This is a genomic window from Kribbella sp. VKM Ac-2571 (assembly GCF_004362255.1).
GTDB lineage: Bacteria > Actinomycetota > Actinomycetes > Propionibacteriales > Kribbellaceae > Kribbella > Kribbella pratensis.
Genome location: NZ_SNWS01000001.1, coordinates 651,953 through 669,855 on the forward strand (window position 1 = coordinate 651,953; position 17,903 = coordinate 669,855).

Below are 17,903 nucleotides of genomic sequence, written 5' to 3' on the forward strand. Positions count from 1 at the left end.
CGTGACAGGTTGCGGACATCCGGACGCCTGACCGCCGGGGTGTTGGGACGCTGGCGGTATGGGTGAGCTGCGGTGGGTCGGCGTGGTGGGTGTGGTGGGCGCGGTGTTGGTGCTGGCGGGGTGCAGTGGCGGGTCAGGGACCTGGTCGGCAGGTGGGTCCACAGCTGCGAGCAGTACGCCGCCGCCCATCGTCACGCCGACACCGATCCCGCGACCCACACCGAAACCCACACCGAAACCGACTCCGAAGCCGACGGTGAAGCCCAAGCCGGTTGTGCCGGAGGCGGACTGCACGGGGTCGTTCAAGGACGGCAGGTTCGACTTCTCGGGCAGCAACATCTTCATCTCCGACCAGGGCTTCACCTGCAACGGCGGGCAGATGGTCGGGTACGAGCGGCACAAGACCGCCATCACGTTCTACGTCGGCAACAAGCACGTCACGCTCGGGCCGAAGAAGTCCGCGGCGATCGGCGGCTACCGGATCCGGGTCGGTATCGCGAACAGCAAACAGGCCACGTTCACGATCGACCGGATCACCTCGACCTAAGCGATGACCCGCAGCGCCTGCTTCGCGGTGGCGGCAGCGTCGGCGCCGTACGTGCTGGTGAGCCGGTCGAGGAAGGTCGGGTGGTCCAGGCTGTACTCCTGGGTGCCGACCGTCTCGAGCACCGTGGTCGCCAGCGTGCAGCCGAGGTGGGCGGCCGCTTCGTGGTCGAGGCCGGCGGCGCGGCCGGTGAGGTAGCCGGCCCGGAAGGCGTCGCCGCCACCGGTCGGGTCGACCAGGTTCGGCGCGGGCACCGCGGGAACCTTCGCGAGGATCCCGGTGGAGTCCTCGATCACGACGCCGTCGCCGCCGTGGGTCGTGACGCGTACGCCGACCCGCTCGAGGATCTCGTCGTGGCTCCAGCCGGTCTTCTGCACCATCAGGCCGGCCTCGTACTCGTTGCTGAACAGGTACGCCGCGCCGTCGACGAGCGTCCGGATGTCCTCGCCGTCCATCCGCGCCATCTGCTGCGACGGGTCGGCCGCGACCGCGATCCCGTGCTGCTTGGCCAGCTCGGTGTGCTTGAGCATCGCCGCCGGGTCGTCGGCGCCGATCAGGACCAGGTCGACACCGCCCGCGGCCTGATGGATCGCGCCCAGATCGAGCTCGCGCGCCTCGGCCATCGCGCCGGTGTAGAACGAGGCGATCTGGTTCGCGTCCAGGTCCGTCGTACAGGTGAACCGCGCGGTGTGTACGTTCTCGCAGACGCGGACATGCGAGATGTCGACGCCGGCCTCCGTCAGCGCCGCGCCGTACTCGACGAAGTCGGCGCCGACCGAGCCGACGAGCAGCGACGGGAACCCGAGCTGGGCCATGCCGTAGCAGATGTTGGCGCCGACGCCGCCGCGGTGGACGACCAGCTCGTCGACCAGGAACGAGAGGGAGACCTTGTGCATCTGCTCCTCGAGGAACTGGTCCTTGAACCGGCCCGGGAACGTCATCAGGATGTCGGTCGCGATCGAGCCGGCGACGGCGATGCGCATACGGGGTGCTCCTCAGGTGGGGTGGTTGCGAGGCGTTCGAGCAACCCATAGAGACTACAGGCGACCGATCTAATACACGGAGGGGTGGATTTCCATGGGCCATCAGGTACCGGTGACCGAGGAACTGCACGACTACATGCTCGCCCACGGCATGCCGCTGGACGAGATCGCGACCGAGTTGCGCGCCGAGACCGAGAAGCTCGGCAACCCCGCCGGGATGCTGACCACCGCGGACCAGGCCGGTCTGCTGACCACGCTGACCCGCCTGATCGGCGCCCGCCGGGCGGTCGAGATCGGCACCTTCACCGGCTTCTCCGCGCTGGCGATCTCTCGTGGGCTGCCCGACGACGGTGAGCTGATCTGCCTGGACGTGAGCGACGAGTGGACGTCGATCGGGCGCAAGTACTGGGAGCGGGCCGGGGTCGCGGGCAGGATCGACCTGCGGATCGGCGACGCGCACGAGTCGGTGACCAAGCTCGACGGCGAGTTCGACCTGGCCTTCGTCGACGCCGACAAGGGCTGGTACGTCCAGTACTACGAGGCGGTGCTGCCGCTGATCCGGCCGAACGGGCTGCTGCTGTTCGACAACACGCTGGCCGGCGGCCGGGTGGTGGACGCGGACGGTCCGGCGGATCGCAAGGAGTTCAACGCGCACGTCGCCCAGGACGACCGCGTCGACGTGATCATGCTCGGGATCGGCGACGGGCTGACGCTGGTCCGGAAGAAGTGAGCCGCACCCTATGAGCAAGAAGGCGGCGCCGCGGCTGGCGGTGACGGATCTGCAGCACAAGTACGGCGACCGTCCGGTGATCGAGGGCCTCACGTTCACACTGCGGGCCGGCCAGGCGATCGCCCTGGTCGGTCCGAACGGCGCGGGCAAGACGACCGTGCTGAAGTGCATCGTCGGCGCGGCCGAACCGGCGGCCGGGAAGATCCTGCTCGACGGTCTGCCGATCGACGAGCGCGCAGAAGCGGTACGCCGGGACGTCGCCACCCTGCTGGACGACCTGGACTTCTTCCCGGACCTCACCGCGGCCGAGCATCTCGACCTGCTCGCCCGCGCGCACGGCAACTCGTCGCCGGAAGACCTGGTGGACACGACGCTGCACGACATCGGCCTGCTGCCGGCCGCCGACCAGCTGCCCGGCTCGCTGTCGTCCGGCCAACGCCGCCGGCTCGCGCTGGCCACGGCGCTGGTCCGGCCGCGCAAGCTGATGGTCCTCGACGAGCCTGAGGCCCGCTTGGACACCGGCGGCGTGCAGTGGCTGTCCGAGCGGCTCGTCGAGGAGAAGAAGTCCGGTACGGCGATCCTCTTCGCGAGCCACGACCCGGCCCTGGTCGAGACGGTCGCGGACTCCGTCGTCACCCTCACTCCGCTCCCATGAGCGCTGCCGACGAGCCGGTGCGGTTCGATCCTTCGGACTTCGGCACGATCCCGTCGTCGCGGGCGCTGCGGTCGTGGATGCGCACGACGCGGCGGCAGCACGCGGACCGGTCGTTCTGGGAGATCTTCGAGAACGTCTACCTCGTCCTGTTCACCCTGGCGATGGTCGGGGCGACGGGCGGGAACGTCGTACGGCATCTGAACTCCAACGCGGCGACCTGTACGTCGTTGACGTGTGGACAGCTGACCTCGTGGTTGCCGTGGATCGTCATACCGTTGCTGCTGGCAACCACGATCCGGATGCTGCTGGCGATCGGTCCGGTGTCGGCGTCGCGGGCGACCGGGTTCTGGCTGCTGGCGAGCCCGGTGAACCGGGCTTCCTTGCTGCGACCGGCGTACCGCGTGGTGATCGCCTCGGTCACGGTGATCGGGGTGGTCACGGGCGCGGTCATCTGGGCGCTACTCGGCAAGCCGTGGTTCGACGTCATCGAAGCAGCCGTACTGATCGGTGCGTTGCTCGTCTGCGCCGCGGTCGCGACCGTCTGGGCGCAGCAGACCACACGTCGTTCCCACTGGGCCTTGAGGGTTTCGGACGTGCTGCTGCTGGCCGCCGTGATCCCGGCGGTGGTTCTGGCGCTCCGCCCAGGTGAGGACCGCTTCAGCAACCAAGTGCTCGGCTCGACGTTCATCGGTCGAGACGCCCGTCATGAACTCGTCGACACCTACGGCTATCCGACGCTGCACCTCGGCGAGGTTCGCGATGCAGGCGGGCTGACTTCCGGTCAGTTCTACCTGCTGGTGTTGTGCGCCGCGGCGGTCGTGGTGGGTGCAGTGTTGACCTTCGTCGCCTCGCGGACGCTTGATCGGTTGGGGCGGGTCAGTGTGATTGCCGGGGGTGAGTTGCTGGCGGGGCTGGCGGGGGCGGCGAGCAGTCTTGACATCAGCATGCTCGGTGACGTCATCGCCGCGCGGCACTGGCGGTTGAAGGGGCGGGTGCGTTCCCGCCGCGGCCGGGGTGCGGACGGGGCCGCGATCGTGCACCGCGAGTTCCATCGGATCCTGCGCTGGCCGCGCCGGATCGCGGTCGCGTTCGGGCTGCTCGTCGTCCCGTACGCCGTGCACGGCGCCGGCTTCCACGTCCTCGTACCGATTGCGGCCGCGATCGCGGGCTTCATCGCCGTACGGCCGATGCTCGACGGACTCCGCACCGCCTGCCGCTCGACCGGCCTGGTGCGTGCGCTCGGCTGGGACCTCCGTGACTTGCGCGTGGTGATGGCTGTCGTCCCAGGCCTGTTCACGGTCGTCTGGGCGGCCTGCGCCTATCCCGCGATCGGCAGCGCGGCCTCCAGTTTCGCCGTGGCCGCCGCCGTCATCTCCGGTACCGTCCGGCAGGCGTCCGCGCGGCCGCCGTCGTACGCCGGACCGCTGGTCACGTCCCCGATGGGCGCTATTCCGCCCGGCCTGTTCTCACAGCCGGCCCGCGGCTTCGATCTCCTGGTCCTGTGCCTGGCGCCGGTCCTGTTCAACCTCAGCAGCCTCTGGGTCGTGGTGATCCCGTCCGTCGTGCTGATGCTGATGTTCGCGGTCCGCCCCAAGACCGCCTGAACCCACTGGCCCCCCTGAACCGGCTGAACCGACTGAACTGCCTGACCGGTCAGTGGTGGTTGCAGGTTCTTGGTGCGGGCAGGTACCTTGTGTCGCATGGTAGCGGAGAAGGTCTTCACCCAGCTGCGCCGCGGGACGCTGGAGTTCTGCGTCCTCGCGCTGTTGCAGGGAGAGCCCCGTTACGGTTTCGAGTTGGTGAAGGCGCTGGGCGAGGTCGACGGTCTGGTGACCACCGAGGGGACGATTTATCCGCTGCTGGCCCGGCTACGACGGGAAGGCCTGGTGGAGACGAGCTGGCGCGAGTCCGAGTCCGGGCCGCCCCGGCGGTATTACACATCGACGGCCGAGGGCAGCCAGGCGCTGGCTGCGTTCACCGCGGACTGGCAACGGTTCTGCGCCTCGGTCGACGCGATCCTGGAAAGTGGGAGACGGGGATGAACGTGGAGCAGGACAACGACCGGCTGGTGGCCGCGTACCTGAAAGAGCTGGCGAAGGCAGCCGAGCCGTTGCCGGCGGCGCGCCGGACCGAGCTGATCGACGACGTGAAAGCGCATATCGCCGAGGAGCGCGCGGCCGGCGCCACGGCGGAGAGCGAGATTCGGCTGGTCCTGCAGCGCCTCGGCGACCCGCAGGAGATCGTTGCCGCGGCCACCGACGGCCTGGTCCTGGTGGACGTCCCACCGAAGCTCCACCCGAGTGACATGGTCGCGCTCGCGCTGGTGTTCGTCGGTCCCTACCTGCCGAGTTTCTGGGTGCCGGCGATCGCCTACATGATCGGCATCGGGATGCTGTGGTCGTCGAACCGCTGGACCGTCGCGTGGAAGCTCCTCGGCACGCTCAACTGGCCGCTCGCGTACGCCGTCCTGCTCGGGATGGAGGTCACCGTCCAGCCGCCGATGGCGCTGAGCATGACAGTTGACGTCCTGATCACACTCGCCCTGCTGGTCGGCATGGTGCTGGCGGCAAAGGCGCCCGCCAAGGTGCAGCCGGCCGATCAGGCCTCGTAGACCAGCCACTTGCGTTCGATCTCCTGCGGGAGGTCTACGTCGTGCTGGTGTGCGAACAGGAGGAGTTGGCACAGTACGTCGGCGAACTCCCGGTGGAACGAGGTGCGGATGTCGTCCCGCGTCGCGCCCTTCGCCCGCGCGCGGCCGGTGTGCTGGAGATAGGCCTGCGTGAGTTCGCCGATTTCTTCCTGGAGTTTGAGCAGGAACCAGTCCGGGTCGCGGTCGAAGCCCAGTCGCTCGCCGTACCCGACCGAGATCTTCTCCAACCGCGCTGTCAGCTCTTCGAGATCCACCGGCACAGCCAACCAGGCCCCGCCGACAAACCGCGCCGCGGGACCTGGTCGGAGGGGTGACCTACTTGCCGGCGTCAGCCTCAGCTTCGGCGGCCGGCGCGTCCGGGAACGGGTCGAGGTCCGGGAGGCTGAGTTCCGGATCGACGCTCGGGTCCGGCGCGGCCGGCTGTTCCGCGGCGGCGGCGCCGTCGGCCTGCAGGCTCGGCGGGGCGGTGGCCCAGACCGCGGCGGCGGCACGGGCGGCGTCGGCGGCGTCGGTCTGGCGCTCGTAGTTCTTGATATCGAGCGCGTACGCCTTCACCACCGCGGACAGGTCCTTGCGCAACTGCCGGTGGGTCCAGAGCGCGTAGGCCTGCGTCCGGGCCTCGATGAAGTTCTTCAGTTCCTGCATCTGGGCCGGGGTCATGTCGTCCTCCGAATGGCCAGGGGTGAATTCGCCGCGGGCGATCGCGGCGCGGGCGGGGTCGCCGGGGCAGTCGGTCGGCTCCGGGCGGACTGCGGAGTGCGGCCGGATCGCCGTACCGCGGGGATAGATTCTGCGGAAGTCGGCGATCACCCCGCGGGTGGTCGCCTTCATCGCGGCCGACGGCTGCTCCCCGGTGACCAGGATCAGCAGAATCGCGCCGTACCGTTCGTTCACGTCGTTGTCGCCGTTGGCGCCGGACTGGGTCCGCAGGCCGCGCAACGTCCAGGCGCGGCCGGCCTGGTCCACCGCGACCTGATACGCGATGTCGGACCAGCCGCGGGTGTCCATGTGGTAGTCCTGCCAGCCACGCAACGCGGACGCGACGGCCGCCTTGGTGTGGATGACACTCGTCGATCCGGTCCCCGGCCAGTGGATGACCGCGCCTTCGACCCGTGACACGGTCAGGTTGCCCGGTCCGCCGTTCGGCGGGCGCGCGTTCCACGCGGACCGGGGCAGATATTCGACCATCGGTGCTCCTCACATGCCTCACAGCGCCACATACCCACCGTTGGCGCTCGGTAATCAACCGATCACACGCGGCATGCACCCGTCAAGCGATGATCACATCCAATCAGCCTCGGGGGTCGACCTCAGGAAAGCAGGGGGAGCAGTTGGTCGCCGATGCGGATGATCTCCTCGCGGTACGGGGTGTCGGAGAGGATGAAGTGGCTGATGCCCAGGTCGCGGTACTTGTTGAGGGACTTGGCCACGTCGTCGGGGGAGCCGACGAGCCAGGTGGTGCCGGCGCCGCCACCGCCGTACTTGCCGGGGGCGGTGTAGAGGTTGTCGTCGAGGACCTCGCCGCGTTCGGCCAGGTCGAGGAGGCGTTGCTGGCCGACCGCCTTGAACCAGCGGGCGTCCCGGGAGCCGTGCGTCTCCGCCATCCTCGCGACCTTCGCCTCGGCGTCGGCCCAGGCCTCCTCGGTGGTGTCGCGGACGAGCGTGGTGATTCGCAGCCCGAACTCGAGCGGCGGATGCTCGCGACCGAGCTCGTTCTCCAGTTCGCGCAGTCGAGCGATCCGGGCGGCGACGCCATCGAGTGGCTCGCCCCAGAACAGTTGTACGTCGGCATCCGTCGCGGCGACCCGTTGCGCGGCCTCCGACGCGCCACCGAAGTACAACCGGGGATGCAGGCGTGGATTCAAAGGGTCTTCCCGTACGACGGGACGCGTCGCGACCGTGGAGCCGGTGACGGAGAAGTACTCGCCGGCGAACGTCACGTCCTCCTCTGTCCACAAGCGCCGTACCAGTTGGAGGAACTCCTTGGTGCGGGCGTACCGCTGCGGCTGGTCGCCCTCGCTGTCGCCGTACGCCGCGAGGTTGTCCTGGCCGGAGACGATGTTGATCAGCAGCCGCCCGCCGGTGAGCTGGTCGAGCGTACTCGCCGCGGACGCGAAGTGGGCGGGATGCCAGTACCCGGGCCGGATCGCGGCGAGCGGCTGGAACGTCGTGGTCCGCGCCGCCAGTGCGGTCGCGACCGTGAACGTGTCGGGCCGGCCCCACCCGGTGCCGATCAGCGCTCCGCCCCACCCGTGGTCCTCGGTGAGCCTGGCCAGCTCGGTCAGCCGCTCGATGCCGTTGTGTCCCTGGACGGCGTCGTCCCCGCGGTGCCCGGGGTCGACCTGGTTCGGGATGTACCAGAGGAAAGTCATGCAAAGCAGTTTAAATTCACTCGATTAGTCGACATTCTCGCGTCTCGCGCAGTGGTCGGGGCGCGACCGACCGCCGACTGACTCAGCAGCCCGAGTTGTCGACGTCAGCAGGAATCCTTGTTGGACTGGGGGGCGCGGATGTGGTCAGGATGCTGGAAACGTTCCCGTTGTGGTCGGAGGTTGGCGATGCGGCGTTCTCTCGGTGACGGTGGGCCGGAGGTCAGCGCACTCGGAATGGGTTGCTGGGCGATCGGTGGACCCCATGCCCGGCAGGGGAGTCCGGTCGGCTGGGGAGTGATCGACGACGACGAGTCGAAGCGGGCATTGCGGCGGGCGTACGAGCTCGGCGTGACGTTCTTCGACACCGCGGACGTGTACGGGTGCGGGCACAGCGAGAAGCTGATCGCGGCGGCGCTCGGGGATGTCCGCGACGACATCGTGATCGCGTCGAAGGCCGGCTACACCTATGTCGAGGAGACGCGGGAGGCGCCGGGGGAGAACGGTGACCCGGAGTACATCCGGTGGGCCTGTGACGAGTCGCTGCGGCGGCTGAACACGGACCGGATCGATCTGTACCAGTTCCACCTGGGCGGCTACGACCTCGCCAAGGCGGACGACGTACTCGCGGTCTTCGAGGAGCTGGTTGCTGCGGGCAAGGTTCGCGCGATCGGGTGGAGTACGGACGACCCGGAACGGGCAGCGGTGTTCGCGAAGAGCCCGCACTGCAAGGCGATCCAGCAGCACTTCAACGTGTTCGGCGGGAACCCGGAGGTGCTCGCGCTGTGCGAGCAGCGCGGGCTGGCGAGTATCGTCCGGGGTCCGCTCGGGATGGGCTTGCTGACCGGGAAGTTCGACCGCGACAGCAGTTTGCCGGAGGACGACGTACGGCACGGCTGGGACTTCCGGACCGGAGACCAGGCCGAGTCGCTACGGCGCCTGGACGCTATCCGCGACGTGCTCACCTCGGACGGGCGGACGCTCGCGCAGGGTGCGCTCGGGTGGCTGTGGGCCCGCAGTGCGGCGTTCGTCCCCATCCCGGGCTTCAAGACGGTCGCCCAGGTGGAGGAGAACGCCGGCGCGCTGCAGCACGGCCCGCTCACTCCGGAGCAGCTGGACGAGATCGCCGCGATTCTCGACTGACGCTCGCCATTGACATCGTTGTCTGAGGCGGCGACGATACCTTCTCGAAACGTTTCCAATCTCGGTGAGCCCACCCTCGAACAGCCGAGCCGCCATGAAGCATCTCGAGGAGATCGTGTGAATCGTCGTGTGCAGATTCTGAAGGTTCTGACGGCCGGGGCGATCCTGCTCGCCGCGGCCCTCGCACCCCAACCAGCCGGCGCCGCCGCCGGATCCAGCGCAGCCGGGCCGACCGCAGTCGCCCGCGCCCGGGTCGCCGCGGACCAGCTGATGAGCTCGTACGAGCCGAACAAGGCCTGGTTCCCGTCCAGCTGGTGGAACTCCGCTGTCGCATTGCAGACAATCGGCGACTACATGCAGCGCACCGGCGACCGGCGCTACCTGGGGCAGCTGGACAACACGTTCGAGAAGGACAAGGGCGTGTTCCCGGCCGGGTACCTGTCCGGCGACCCGCTGCTCGGCAACTTCACCAGTCGCGCCATCGACGACTCCGAGTGGTGGGGCCTGACCTGGATCCAGGCGTACGACCTGACCAAGAACCGCAAGTACCTCGACATGGCGATCACGATCGCGGAGTACGTCGAGGGCTACTGGGACCCGAGCTCGTGCGGCGGGGGAGTGTGGTGGGACGGTGAACGCACCTACAAGAACGCCGTCACGAACGGACTCTGGGTCCGCCTGACCGCCGAACTGCACAACCGTCTGCCGCACGACACGCGCTGGCTCGGCCGTGCGCAGGCAGGCTGGAACTGGTTCACCGGCAGCGGCATGATCAACTCCGCCGGCCTCGTCAACGACGGCCTGAGGAGCAACTGCGAGAGCAACGGCGACACGGTCTGGAGCTACAACCAGGGTCTCGCGATCGGCGCCGGCCTCGAGCTGTGGCGAGCGACCCGCGACCCGAAACTGCTGACGACGGTACGGCGGCTGGCGGACGCCGCGATCGCTCCGGGCGGCCTCGTCACCGACGGCGTCCTGACGGAGGCCTGCGACGCTTCCGGCCGCACGTGTGACGACAACGGCAAGCAGTTCAAGGGCATCTTCATGCGCTACTGGATGGATCTCGCCGACACCACGCACGATGGTCGCTACACCGACTTCGTCGCACAGCAGGCGGCCACGGTCTGGAACAACGACCGAGACGCCTCCGACCGGCTCGGAGAGCGCTGGTCCGGCGCGACCCCGAACGTCTTCGACTGGCGTACCCAGGCCAGCGCGTTGAGCGCCCTGATCGCCGCCGTACCGCAGACGCCGCCGGTGCGATCGTTGTCCGCGACAACCGATCCGGCGCTGCCCGTGGTGATGCCCGCGACCGGTAGTGCCACCCACGTCAAGGTGAAGGTCGACGTACAGGCGACCGGTCCGGTGGGTGACCGGATCCAGGCGGTCGTCCAGGCAATCGCGCCGTCCGGCTGGACGGTCACACCGAGCCGGGCGACGGTGACGCTGACGACGCGCGGCAACGCCGTACCGGTGGCCACGTCCGTCGACCTCGACGTGACGATTCCCGCCGGTACGGCGGACGGCCTGCACTCGGTGAGCGCGTCGGTGACGTCCGGATCGCAACTGTCGTTCACGACCCGGTCCGACGTCCTCATCGCGCACACGGCCGACTTCGACACCGGTACGGCGGCCGAGACCCCGTGGCTGTGGGACGCGGACGGGTCGCAGAGCAACGGCGTACAGAACCGGTTCGCCGACGGGCACTCGTACTTCGTCTACCGCTTCCCGTTCCCGTCCGACACCACGTCGGCATCAGTATCGTTGACAATCGACAATGAGTTTGTCGTCCAGGTCAGCGGCGACGGGCAGAACTGGACCACCGTCGCGACCGAGACGAACCCGTACCACGACGGCGAGAACAAGGCGGTCCGGACGTTCGACCTGACGCCGCACCTGGGGTCGGCCAAGACCGGGTACGTCCGGATCTCCGACTCGTTCCCGGACGACGGCTGGGGCGGCCGCGTCTACCACGTCACAGCAACCTATAACTAAGCAGCGGAGCGATCATCCACCGGGCGGCGGCGTAGGCCGGGGTTGAGGATGGCGGGCGTGTCGTAGTCCATGTCGAGGCGGCCGACGTCGGTGCCCGGTGGGACGATCTTGTCGATCTGATCGAGAACGTCGTCACCGAGGACGACGTCGGCGCCGGCCAGCGCGTCGTCCAGGTGCTCCATCGTGCGCGGCCCGATGATCGCGGACGTGACCGCCGGGTGCGCGATCGCGAACGCCATCGCCAGATGGGTCAGCTTGAGCCCGGCCGTGTCGGCGACCGGAACCAGCTGCTCGACGACGTCGAGCCGGCGCTGGTCGGACATGTGCCGGAACATCGCCGTACGCCGGAGATCCGAGGGCGCGCGGCCGGTCAGCTGACCACCCGCGAGCGGGCTCCAGACGAGCGCGCCCATCCCGTACTTCTGCACGACGGGAAGCACCTCGCGCTCGATCCCGCGGTTGAGGATCGAGTACGGCGGCTGCTCGGTGCGGAACCGCTCCAAGCCACGCCGTTCCGCGACCCAGTGCGCCTCGACGAGTTCGCTGGCCGGCATCGTCGACGTACCGATCGCTCGGACCTTCCCGCTGCGGATCAGGTCGGTCAGCGCCGACAGGGTCTCCTCGATATCGGTCTCCGGATCCGGGCGGTGCATCTGGAAGAGGTCGATGTAGTCGGTCTGCAACCGGCGCAATGAGTTCTCGACCGCCGTCATGATCCAGCGCCGCGAGTTGCCGCGCTGGTTCGGGTCGTCGCCCATCGGCAGGTGCGACTTGGTGGCCAGCACGACATGTTCCCGGCGGCCCTTCAGCGCCTCGCCGACGATCTCCTCGGAGCCGCCGTAGGAGTACATGTCCGCGGTGTCGACGAAGTTGATCCCGGCGTCGAGTGCCTTGTGGATGATCCGGATCGACTCGTCCCGGTCGTCGTTGCCGACGGCACCGAACATCATCGCGCCGAGGGCGTACGGGCTGACCTTGATGCCGGTCCGGCCGAGCGTGCGGTAGTGCATGGTGTTTCCTCCTTGGTGTTGTCTCCACCTTGGAGGGGCCGTCGGTCGTGGAGAAGGTCCACTTCATCCACGGACAGGTTGTCCCTGGATAGCGCGCGGCACGTCACGCATCATGGAACATGTGATCGATCGTGATGGCCTGGCCGACTTCCTCCGCCGTCGGCGCGAGGTGCTCCGGCCGGCGGACGTCGGCCTTCCGGAGGGCGTCCGACGCCGTACGCCGGGACTCCGCCGGGAAGAGGTCGCGCAGCTGGCCGGCATGTCGACGGACTACTACTCGCGGCTGGAGCAGTCCCGCGGCGCAAACCCGTCGGAGCCGATCGTCGCGAGCCTCGCCCGCGCGCTGCGCTGCGACCTGGAAGAGCGCGACCACCTGTACCACCTGGCCGGCCTCACACCTCCGTTGCGCCGCGCAGGGCGGCACATCAACCCCGGTCTGCTCGCCCTGGTCAGTCGTCTCACCGACCTCCCGGTCGTCATCTGCACAGACCTCGACGAGGTGCTCTGGCAGAACGACCTGGCCGACGTCGTCATCGGCCCGCTCCTCGGCGAGGGCCGCGCCCGGAACCTCACCTGGCTGTGGTTCACCGATCCGGCGATCCGGCGGATCTTCCCCGAGGAGGACTGGGACGTCCACTCGGCCTCGCACGTCGCCGATCTGCGTGCGACGTACTCCCGCCGGATGGGCGACCCCGACATCACCGAGCTGGTCGAGGACCTCGTCGCGCACAGCGAGGAGTTCCGCGCGTTGTGGGACCTCCACGAGGTCGCCGTACGTCGTCTGCCGCGCAAGCGGTTCCTGAACTCGGAGGTCGGCGAGCTCGACCTCACCTGCGAAACGCTCCTGACGCCCGCGGCCGACATACGGGTCCGGGCCTTCCTTCCGATCGAAGGCACCGACGCCCGCGAAAAGCTCGACCTCCTCCGCGTCATCGGCACCCAGTCCTTCGAACCGAGCCCTTCCGACTAGCGCGGAAGTCTCAGCGCCCGCCGTGAGCCCGTCGCGACAACTCTCCGGTCCTGTCCCATTCGGCGAGGCGGCGTTCGTAGATGGTGCGGACGATGCCGGGCGCCTGGGCTCCGAAGAGCACTCGCAGCGGCGGCGCGGGAGAGTCCACGATCTCGAGCAACGCCTGCGCTGCCGCCGCGGGATCACCCGGCGCCTGACCGCCGCGACGGGCCGCGGCTTCCGCGCGCATCGGGTCGTACGCCGACAGCGGCGTACTGCGTCGCGCCGAGGATCCCGCCCAATCGGTGTCGTAACCGCCGGGCTCGACGATCGTCACGTGAATGCCGAATCGTGCGACCTCGACCGCGAGCGACTCGCTGAGCGCCTCGAGCGCCCATTTCGAGGCGTGATAGGCGCCGAGGTTCGCGAAGGCGCCGATGCCGCCGATGGACGAGACCTGCACCAGGTGTCCACGTCCGCGTTGCCGCAGGCCGGGAAGCACCGCCTGGCTGACGTGCAACGCGCCGAAGACATTCGTCTCCAGTTGGTCTCGCAGCTCGGTCTCGGTGAGCTCCTCGACGGCTCCGAAGTGTCCGTAGCCGGCATTGTTCACGACCACGTCGAGACCTCCGAGCCGTGCCTCGGCCTCGTGTACCACCGCGCGGACGGCCTCGCGGTCGGTGACGTCGAGGACGAGTGGAAGTAGCTCGCCCCCGAGTCCGTGAAGTGCAGCCGCGTCGCGAGCAGTGGCGGCCACCCGGTCGCCGCGCTCGAGGGCGGCCCGGGCGAACTCCCGACCGAAACCGCGGGAGGCGCCGGTGATGAACCAGTTCTTGGGTGTTTCAGTCATGACTCGACCATCGCGAACGCCGCCGCGCGCAACCAGGCCGCCGTGTGCCTGGGAGTAGCACACCCACGCTGTGTGCTGATGATCCGCCTACCATCGGAACATGGCTGTCACGGCACTGGGCGAGTACTTGCGCGCGCGGCGTGCGCAGGTAAGGCCGGAGGAGGTTGGCGTCCCGAAGTACGGCGTACGGCGCGTTCCGGGGCTACGCCGCGAAGAGGTTGCGACGTTGGCGGGCGTCAGCGTCGACTACTACATCCGCCTCGAGCAGGGCCGGGAGAACAGCCCGTCGTCCCAGGTGCTCGACGCCCTGAGCGACGTGCTGCGGCTGGACGACGACGCCCGCGAGCACCTGTACCGCGTCGCCGGACTCACGCCCGGGACCTCCCGGGCGACCGCGCCGGAACGGGTGGACCCCGAGCTGCTGCGGCTGATGGACATGTGGCCGGACAACCCGGCGATCGTGCTCGGCCGGGCGTACGACGTACTTGCCGGCAACCAGCTCGCCTACGCACTGTTCGACGGCTTCCAGCACGGCCCGAACCTGCTGATGAAGATCTTCCTCGACCCCGGCGCGCGGAGCTTCTACCCCGACTGGGAGCGGGTCGCGCGCTACACCGTGGCGGGGTTCCGCCTGCTCGAGGGCCGTACGCCGAACGACCCCCGCATCCGGGAAGTCGTCGACGAGCTCAGCCGCCGGAGCCCGGACTTCACCGAGATGTGGAACCGTCACGAGGCCCGCGGCGCCCGCCTCGCCAGCAAGCGCTTCCGCCACCCCGACGTCGGCGAGCTCACCCTCCGCATCAACGCCTTCGACGTCAAGTCAGCTCCCGGCCAGGAACTCATCGTGTACCACGCCGAGCCCGGCAGCCGCAGCGCCGAGGCCCTGGCCCTGCTGGGTACCCTCGCCGCGACCGAAGCTCTCGGCTGAGCAACTGCACGGCGTTGCCTAGCGTCGGCGAAGGCCGTCTACCAGCAGGGCGTGCAGGCGTTCGGTCTGCGTACGTTGCTGCTCAGGGGCCGCGGCGATCACGGCGCCGGCCATGGCCGCGACGACGTCGTCCGCCGGGACGTCGGTACGGAAGATGCCGGTGGCCGCGCCCGCCGTCAGGAAGTGTTCGACCGCGGCGGCGAGACGCGCTCGCGTGTCGGTCTGGGTCACGGTGCCGGAGGCAATCAGGTTGCGCAGATCGAGACCCATGGCGCGTTTGGAGTCGACGAAGTCGAGATAGTGGTGCATCCAGGTGAGCAGGGCCTCGTCGGCAGGTGCGGCGGCGGCGAGCTCGGGCGCGGCGTCGCACAGCCGGGTGAGCTCCTGACGATAGACCGCCTCGAGTAGCGCTTCGCGGGTCGGGAAGTGCCGGTACAGCGTGGCTACGCCGACTCGCGCCCGGGCCGCCACCCGGTCCAGGGACAGGCGCACCGGTTCGCCGTTGCGCGCGGCCAGGGCGAGATCGGCCAGCTCGTCGCCGGCCGCCGCGACCACCTGCTCACGCTTCCGCTCAGCGTCCGCCCGCATAAGTGGAGAAACCTCCAGTTAGTGCTATCGTCGAAGGAAGTGGAGAAACCTCCAGTTCCATGAACTCTACCTGAGGGACATTGCTGATGACATCCGAACGACCTGGGGGCACAGCCAAGCTCGGGCAGCACGAGATCGCGCGGATCGGGTACGGCGCGATGCAACTCGAACACGTCGACACCGCCGCGGCCGGCGCGCTCCTGCGTCGTGCTGTCGAGCTCGGCGTCAACCACCTCGACACAGCGTCGTTCTACGGGCACACCACGGTGAACGAGCACATCCGGGCCGCCCTGTACCCGTATCCGGACGACCTCGTGATCGTGAGCAAGGTCGGCGCACGCCGGGTGGACGCGCCGGTGCCGCTGGCCCTGGCGCAACGGCCGGAGCAGCTCCGTGAGCAGGTTCACCTCGACCTCACGTCGCTCGGTCTGGAGCAGGTCCCCGTGGTCAACCTCCGCCGGGCGGATCAGGGACCGGGGCTCATCGCCGAAGGCGATCAGGTCGTCCCACTCGACGACCAGCTGGCCGAGTTGATTGCTCTCCGCAACGAAGGGCTGATCGGCGCGATCGGCCTCAGCAACGTCAGCACCGAACAGCTCGAGCAGGCATTGCCCGCGGGGATCGTCTGCGTCCAGAACGCGTACAGCCTCCTGGACCGCTCCTCGGAGCCCCAACTCCAACTCTGCGCAGCCAACGGCATCGCCTGGATCCCGTACTTCCCGCTGGGCTCGGCCTTCGACCAGATCGCGTCCCCGACCGAGCATCCCGCCGTACAGAAAATCGCCAGCGAACTCGGAGCGACCCCCGCAGCGGTCTGCCTGGCCTGGATCCTCGCCCACAACGCCCACACCGCCCTGATCCCAGGCACCCGCAGCATCCCCCACCTGGAAGACAACCTCCGCGCCGCCGACATCCACCTCGACACCGAGGCCCTAGCAAAACTGAACACCCTGTCCTGAAACGAAGAAGCCCACCCGCGCCGGGGGCGGTTTCAAGGGCGGGTGGGCTTCTTCCAGGCTACGAACTCAGACGTCGTAGTAGAGCTCGAACTCGTGGGGGTGGGGGCGGAGCTGGATGGGGGCGATTTCGTTGTCGCGCTTGAGGTCGATCCAGGTCTCGATCAGGTCCTCGGTGAAGACGTCGCCCTCGAGCAGGAAGGCGTGGTCGGCCTCGAGGGCGTCGATCACGGCCGGCAGCGAGGTCGGGACCTGCGCGATGCCCGCGTGCTCCTCCGGCGGCAGCTCGTAGAGGTCCTTGTCGACCGGGTCGGCCGGCTCGATCTTGTTGCGGATACCGTCCAGGCCGGCCAGCAGCTGCGCCGCGAAGGCCAGGTACGGGTTCGCCGACGGGTCGGGGCAGCGGAACTCGATCCGCTTCGCCTTCGGGTTCGAGCCGGTGATCGGGATCCGGATGCAGGCCGAGCGGTTCCGGGACGAGTAGACCAGGTTGACCGGCGCCTCGAAGCCCGGCACCAGGCGGTGGTACGAGTTCACGGTCGGGTTCGTGAAGGCCAGCAGCGACGGGGCGTGCTTGAGCAGGCCGCCGATGTACCAGCGGGCGGTGTCGGACAGGCCGCCGTACCCGGACTCGTCGTAGAACAGCGGGTCACCGTTGCTCCACAGCGACTGGTGGCAGTGCATGCCGGAGCCGTTGTCACCGAAGATCGGCTTCGGCATGAAGGTCGCGGTCTTGCCGGCCTTCCACGCGGTGTTCTTGACGATGTACTTGAACTTCATCACGTCGTCGGCGGCCTTGAGCAGCTCGTCGAAGCGGAAGTTGATCTCCGCCTGACCCGCCGTACCGACCTCGTGGTGGGCGCGCTCGACGATCAGGCCGGACCGCTCCAGCGCCAGCGTGATGTCGTCGCGCAGCTCGCCGAAGTGGTCGGTCGGCGCGACCGGGAAGTAGCCACCCTTGTAGCGGACCTTGTAGCCGCGGTTGCCGCCGTCCTCGACCCGGCCGGTGTTCCAGGCGCCGGCGATCGAGTCGATCGAGTAGTGCGAGGAGTTCGCCTTGGTCTCGAACCGGACGTCGTCGAAGACGTAGAACTCGGCCTCCGGCGCGAAGAACGCGGTGTCCGCGATGCCGGTCGACTTCAGGTACTCCTGCGCCTTGCGGGCGATGTTGCGGGGGTCACGCGAGTACGCCTCGCCGGTCAGCGGGTCGTGCACGAAGAAGTTGACCACGAGCGTCTTGGCGCTGCGGAACTCGTCGATGTACGCGCTGGTCGGGTCCGGCAGCAGCTTCATGTCGGACTCGTGGATCTGCTGGAAACCGCGGACCGACGAACCGTCGAAGGCGAGGCCGTCCTCGAAGACCTCGGGACCGAACGACGACACCGGGACGGTGAAGTGCTGCATGATGCCCGGCAGGTCACAGAACCGGACATCGACGATCTCGACGCCTTCGTTCTTGACGTAGGCGAGCAGCTCCTCAGCGCTGGAAAACATACGTACTCCTAGGGTGGCTCAGAGATTGCATCTGAACGTAGGGCCCGCCGGTTTCTCCG

General features: G+C 68.6%; 19 protein-coding genes. 11 read left to right on the plus strand and 8 right to left on the minus strand.

All coding sequences use genetic code 11. The features are described from left to right. The first annotated feature begins 58 nt into the window (after window positions 1–58). Complete coding sequence (locus tag EV651_RS41775; protein WP_202870130.1) at window positions 59–547, plus strand: hypothetical protein; 489 nt, start codon at window positions 59–61, stop codon at window positions 545–547. Here the strand turns inward: EV651_RS41775 and EV651_RS03170 are convergent. Next, entirely contained in the window at window positions 544–1,527 is a 984-nt protein-coding gene (locus EV651_RS03170) for a carbohydrate kinase family protein (RefSeq protein ID WP_133781720.1), read from the minus strand. The genes EV651_RS41775 and EV651_RS03170 overlap by 4 nt on opposite strands. Before the next feature lie 94 nt (window positions 1,528–1,621). Between EV651_RS03170 and EV651_RS03175 the strand changes: the two genes are divergently transcribed. The 5 genes from EV651_RS03175 to EV651_RS03195 all read left to right on the plus strand — a co-directional run bounded on the left by EV651_RS03175 (window position 1,622) and on the right by EV651_RS03195 (window position 5,523). Further along, window positions 1,622–2,257 (plus strand): O-methyltransferase, encoded by a 636-nt coding sequence (locus EV651_RS03175; protein ID WP_133781722.1) that lies wholly within the window; start codon window positions 1,622–1,624, stop codon window positions 2,255–2,257. Window positions 2,258–2,267: 10 nt separating this feature from the next. Further along, window positions 2,268–2,912 (plus strand): ABC transporter ATP-binding protein, encoded by a 645-nt coding sequence (locus EV651_RS03180; protein ID WP_133781724.1) that lies wholly within the window; start codon window positions 2,268–2,270, stop codon window positions 2,910–2,912. Beyond that, window positions 2,909–4,516, plus strand: a complete 1,608-nt coding sequence (locus tag EV651_RS03185) for a DUF6297 family protein (RefSeq protein WP_133781726.1) — start codon at window positions 2,909–2,911, stop codon at window positions 4,514–4,516. Before EV651_RS03180 ends, EV651_RS03185 begins: the two co-directional genes overlap by 4 nt. A gap of 96 nt (window positions 4,517–4,612) precedes the next feature. Continuing rightward, window positions 4,613–4,954: a PadR family transcriptional regulator gene (locus EV651_RS03190; protein WP_133781728.1), complete on the plus strand. Its 342-nt coding sequence runs from the start codon at window positions 4,613–4,615 to the stop codon at window positions 4,952–4,954. Continuing rightward, window positions 4,951–5,523, plus strand: a complete 573-nt coding sequence (locus EV651_RS03195; protein WP_133781730.1) for a hypothetical protein — start codon at window positions 4,951–4,953, stop codon at window positions 5,521–5,523. The genes EV651_RS03190 and EV651_RS03195 overlap by 4 nt, the downstream gene beginning before the upstream one ends. Here EV651_RS03195 and EV651_RS03200 read toward each other — a convergent pair. The 3 genes from EV651_RS03200 to EV651_RS03210 all read right to left on the minus strand — a co-directional run bounded on the left by EV651_RS03200 (window position 5,511) and on the right by EV651_RS03210 (window position 7,934). Continuing rightward, window positions 5,511–5,816, minus strand: a complete 306-nt coding sequence (locus EV651_RS03200) for a pyrophosphatase (protein WP_133781732.1) — start codon at window positions 5,814–5,816, stop codon at window positions 5,511–5,513. The two genes, EV651_RS03195 and EV651_RS03200, sit on opposite strands and share 13 nt — an antisense overlap. A 61-nt stretch (window positions 5,817–5,877) precedes the next feature. Further along, window positions 5,878–6,750 carry a peptidoglycan recognition family protein gene (locus tag EV651_RS03205; RefSeq protein WP_133781734.1) on the minus strand — a complete coding sequence of 291 codons (873 nt, stop codon included), beginning with the start codon at window positions 6,748–6,750 and terminating at the stop codon, window positions 5,878–5,880. A gap of 122 nt (window positions 6,751–6,872) precedes the next feature. Next, window positions 6,873–7,934 carry an LLM class flavin-dependent oxidoreductase gene (locus EV651_RS03210; protein WP_133781736.1) on the minus strand — a complete coding sequence of 354 codons (1,062 nt, stop codon included), beginning with the start codon at window positions 7,932–7,934 and terminating at the stop codon, window positions 6,873–6,875. 186 nt (window positions 7,935–8,120) lie between these two features. Here EV651_RS03210 and EV651_RS03215 point away from each other — a divergent pair, with 186 nt between their 5' ends. Beyond that, window positions 8,121–9,074 carry an aldo/keto reductase gene (locus EV651_RS03215; RefSeq protein ID WP_133781738.1) on the plus strand — a complete coding sequence of 318 codons (954 nt, stop codon included), beginning with the start codon at window positions 8,121–8,123 and terminating at the stop codon, window positions 9,072–9,074. Between the two features lie 117 nt (window positions 9,075–9,191). Then, complete coding sequence (locus EV651_RS03220) at window positions 9,192–11,069, plus strand: glycoside hydrolase family 76 protein (protein WP_133781740.1); 1,878 nt, start codon at window positions 9,192–9,194, stop codon at window positions 11,067–11,069. Here EV651_RS03220 and EV651_RS03225 read toward each other — a convergent pair. After that, window positions 11,066–12,079 carry an aldo/keto reductase gene (locus EV651_RS03225; protein WP_133781742.1) on the minus strand — a complete coding sequence of 338 codons (1,014 nt, stop codon included), beginning with the start codon at window positions 12,077–12,079 and terminating at the stop codon, window positions 11,066–11,068. The two genes, EV651_RS03220 and EV651_RS03225, sit on opposite strands and share 4 nt — an antisense overlap. A 121-nt stretch (window positions 12,080–12,200) precedes the next feature. Between EV651_RS03225 and EV651_RS03230 the strand changes: the two genes are divergently transcribed. After that, a complete protein-coding gene (locus EV651_RS03230) occupies window positions 12,201–13,049 on the plus strand; it encodes a helix-turn-helix transcriptional regulator (RefSeq protein WP_133781744.1) in 849 nt (282 codons plus the stop codon). A 10-nt stretch (window positions 13,050–13,059) separates the two neighbouring features. Here EV651_RS03230 and EV651_RS03235 read toward each other — a convergent pair whose 3' ends face one another. After that, entirely contained in the window at window positions 13,060–13,878 is an 819-nt protein-coding gene (locus EV651_RS03235; RefSeq protein WP_133781746.1) for an SDR family NAD(P)-dependent oxidoreductase, read from the minus strand. Between the two features lie 100 nt (window positions 13,879–13,978). On the opposite strand from EV651_RS03235, the gene EV651_RS03240 reads away from it, so the two are divergent. Further along, the gene (locus EV651_RS03240; RefSeq protein WP_133781748.1) at window positions 13,979–14,806 is read left to right on the plus strand and encodes a helix-turn-helix transcriptional regulator; all 828 of its coding nucleotides are present in this window, start codon (window positions 13,979–13,981) and stop codon (window positions 14,804–14,806) included. Window positions 14,807–14,824: 18 nt separating this feature from the next. Here EV651_RS03240 and EV651_RS03245 read toward each other — a convergent pair whose 3' ends face one another. Beyond that, window positions 14,825–15,394 (minus strand): TetR/AcrR family transcriptional regulator, encoded by a 570-nt coding sequence (locus tag EV651_RS03245; protein ID WP_133781750.1) that lies wholly within the window; start codon window positions 15,392–15,394, stop codon window positions 14,825–14,827. Window positions 15,395–15,480: 86 nt separating this feature from the next. Here EV651_RS03245 and EV651_RS03250 point away from each other — a divergent pair, with 86 nt between their 5' ends. Next, window positions 15,481–16,353, plus strand: a complete 873-nt coding sequence (locus tag EV651_RS03250; protein WP_133781752.1) for an aldo/keto reductase — start codon at window positions 15,481–15,483, stop codon at window positions 16,351–16,353. 66 nt (window positions 16,354–16,419) lie between these two features. Here the strand turns inward: EV651_RS03250 and glnA are convergent, their stop codons facing one another. Further along, complete coding sequence (gene glnA / locus EV651_RS03255) at window positions 16,420–17,844, minus strand: type I glutamate--ammonia ligase (protein WP_133781754.1); 1,425 nt, start codon at window positions 17,842–17,844, stop codon at window positions 16,420–16,422. Window positions 17,845–17,903 lie beyond the last annotated feature (59 nt).

What these genes read in the sequence shown, in the direction of transcription:
- EV651_RS03245 (WP_133781750.1), bottom strand. Translation starts at nt 15,394, where the DNA reads ATGCGGGCGGACGCTGAGCGGAAGCGTGAGCAGGTGGTCGCGGCGGCC.
- EV651_RS03185 (WP_133781726.1), top strand. Translation starts at nt 2,909, where the DNA reads ATGAGCGCTGCCGACGAGCCGGTGCGGTTCGATCCTTCGGACTTCGGC.
- EV651_RS03225 (WP_133781742.1), bottom strand. Translation starts at nt 12,079, where the DNA reads ATGCACTACCGCACGCTCGGCCGGACCGGCATCAAGGTCAGCCCGTAC.
- EV651_RS03215 (WP_133781738.1), top strand. Translation starts at nt 8,121, where the DNA reads ATGCGGCGTTCTCTCGGTGACGGTGGGCCGGAGGTCAGCGCACTCGGA.
- EV651_RS03180 (WP_133781724.1), top strand. Translation starts at nt 2,268, where the DNA reads ATGAGCAAGAAGGCGGCGCCGCGGCTGGCGGTGACGGATCTGCAGCAC.
- EV651_RS03170 (WP_133781720.1), bottom strand. Translation starts at nt 1,527, where the DNA reads ATGCGCATCGCCGTCGCCGGCTCGATCGCGACCGACATCCTGATGACG.
- glnA (WP_133781754.1), bottom strand. Translation starts at nt 17,844, where the DNA reads ATGTTTTCCAGCGCTGAGGAGCTGCTCGCCTACGTCAAGAACGAAGGC.
- EV651_RS03210 (WP_133781736.1), bottom strand. Translation starts at nt 7,934, where the DNA reads ATGACTTTCCTCTGGTACATCCCGAACCAGGTCGACCCCGGGCACCGC.
- EV651_RS03250 (WP_133781752.1), top strand. Translation starts at nt 15,481, where the DNA reads ATGACATCCGAACGACCTGGGGGCACAGCCAAGCTCGGGCAGCACGAG.
- EV651_RS03190 (WP_133781728.1), top strand. Translation starts at nt 4,613, where the DNA reads ATGGTAGCGGAGAAGGTCTTCACCCAGCTGCGCCGCGGGACGCTGGAG.
- EV651_RS03205 (WP_133781734.1), bottom strand. Translation starts at nt 6,750, where the DNA reads ATGGTCGAATATCTGCCCCGGTCCGCGTGGAACGCGCGCCCGCCGAAC.
- EV651_RS41775 (WP_202870130.1), top strand. Translation starts at nt 59, where the DNA reads ATGGGTGAGCTGCGGTGGGTCGGCGTGGTGGGTGTGGTGGGCGCGGTG.
- EV651_RS03240 (WP_133781748.1), top strand. Translation starts at nt 13,979, where the DNA reads ATGGCTGTCACGGCACTGGGCGAGTACTTGCGCGCGCGGCGTGCGCAG.
- EV651_RS03235 (WP_133781746.1), bottom strand. Translation starts at nt 13,878, where the DNA reads ATGACTGAAACACCCAAGAACTGGTTCATCACCGGCGCCTCCCGCGGT.
- EV651_RS03175 (WP_133781722.1), top strand. Translation starts at nt 1,622, where the DNA reads ATGGGCCATCAGGTACCGGTGACCGAGGAACTGCACGACTACATGCTC.
- EV651_RS03195 (WP_133781730.1), top strand. Translation starts at nt 4,951, where the DNA reads ATGAACGTGGAGCAGGACAACGACCGGCTGGTGGCCGCGTACCTGAAA.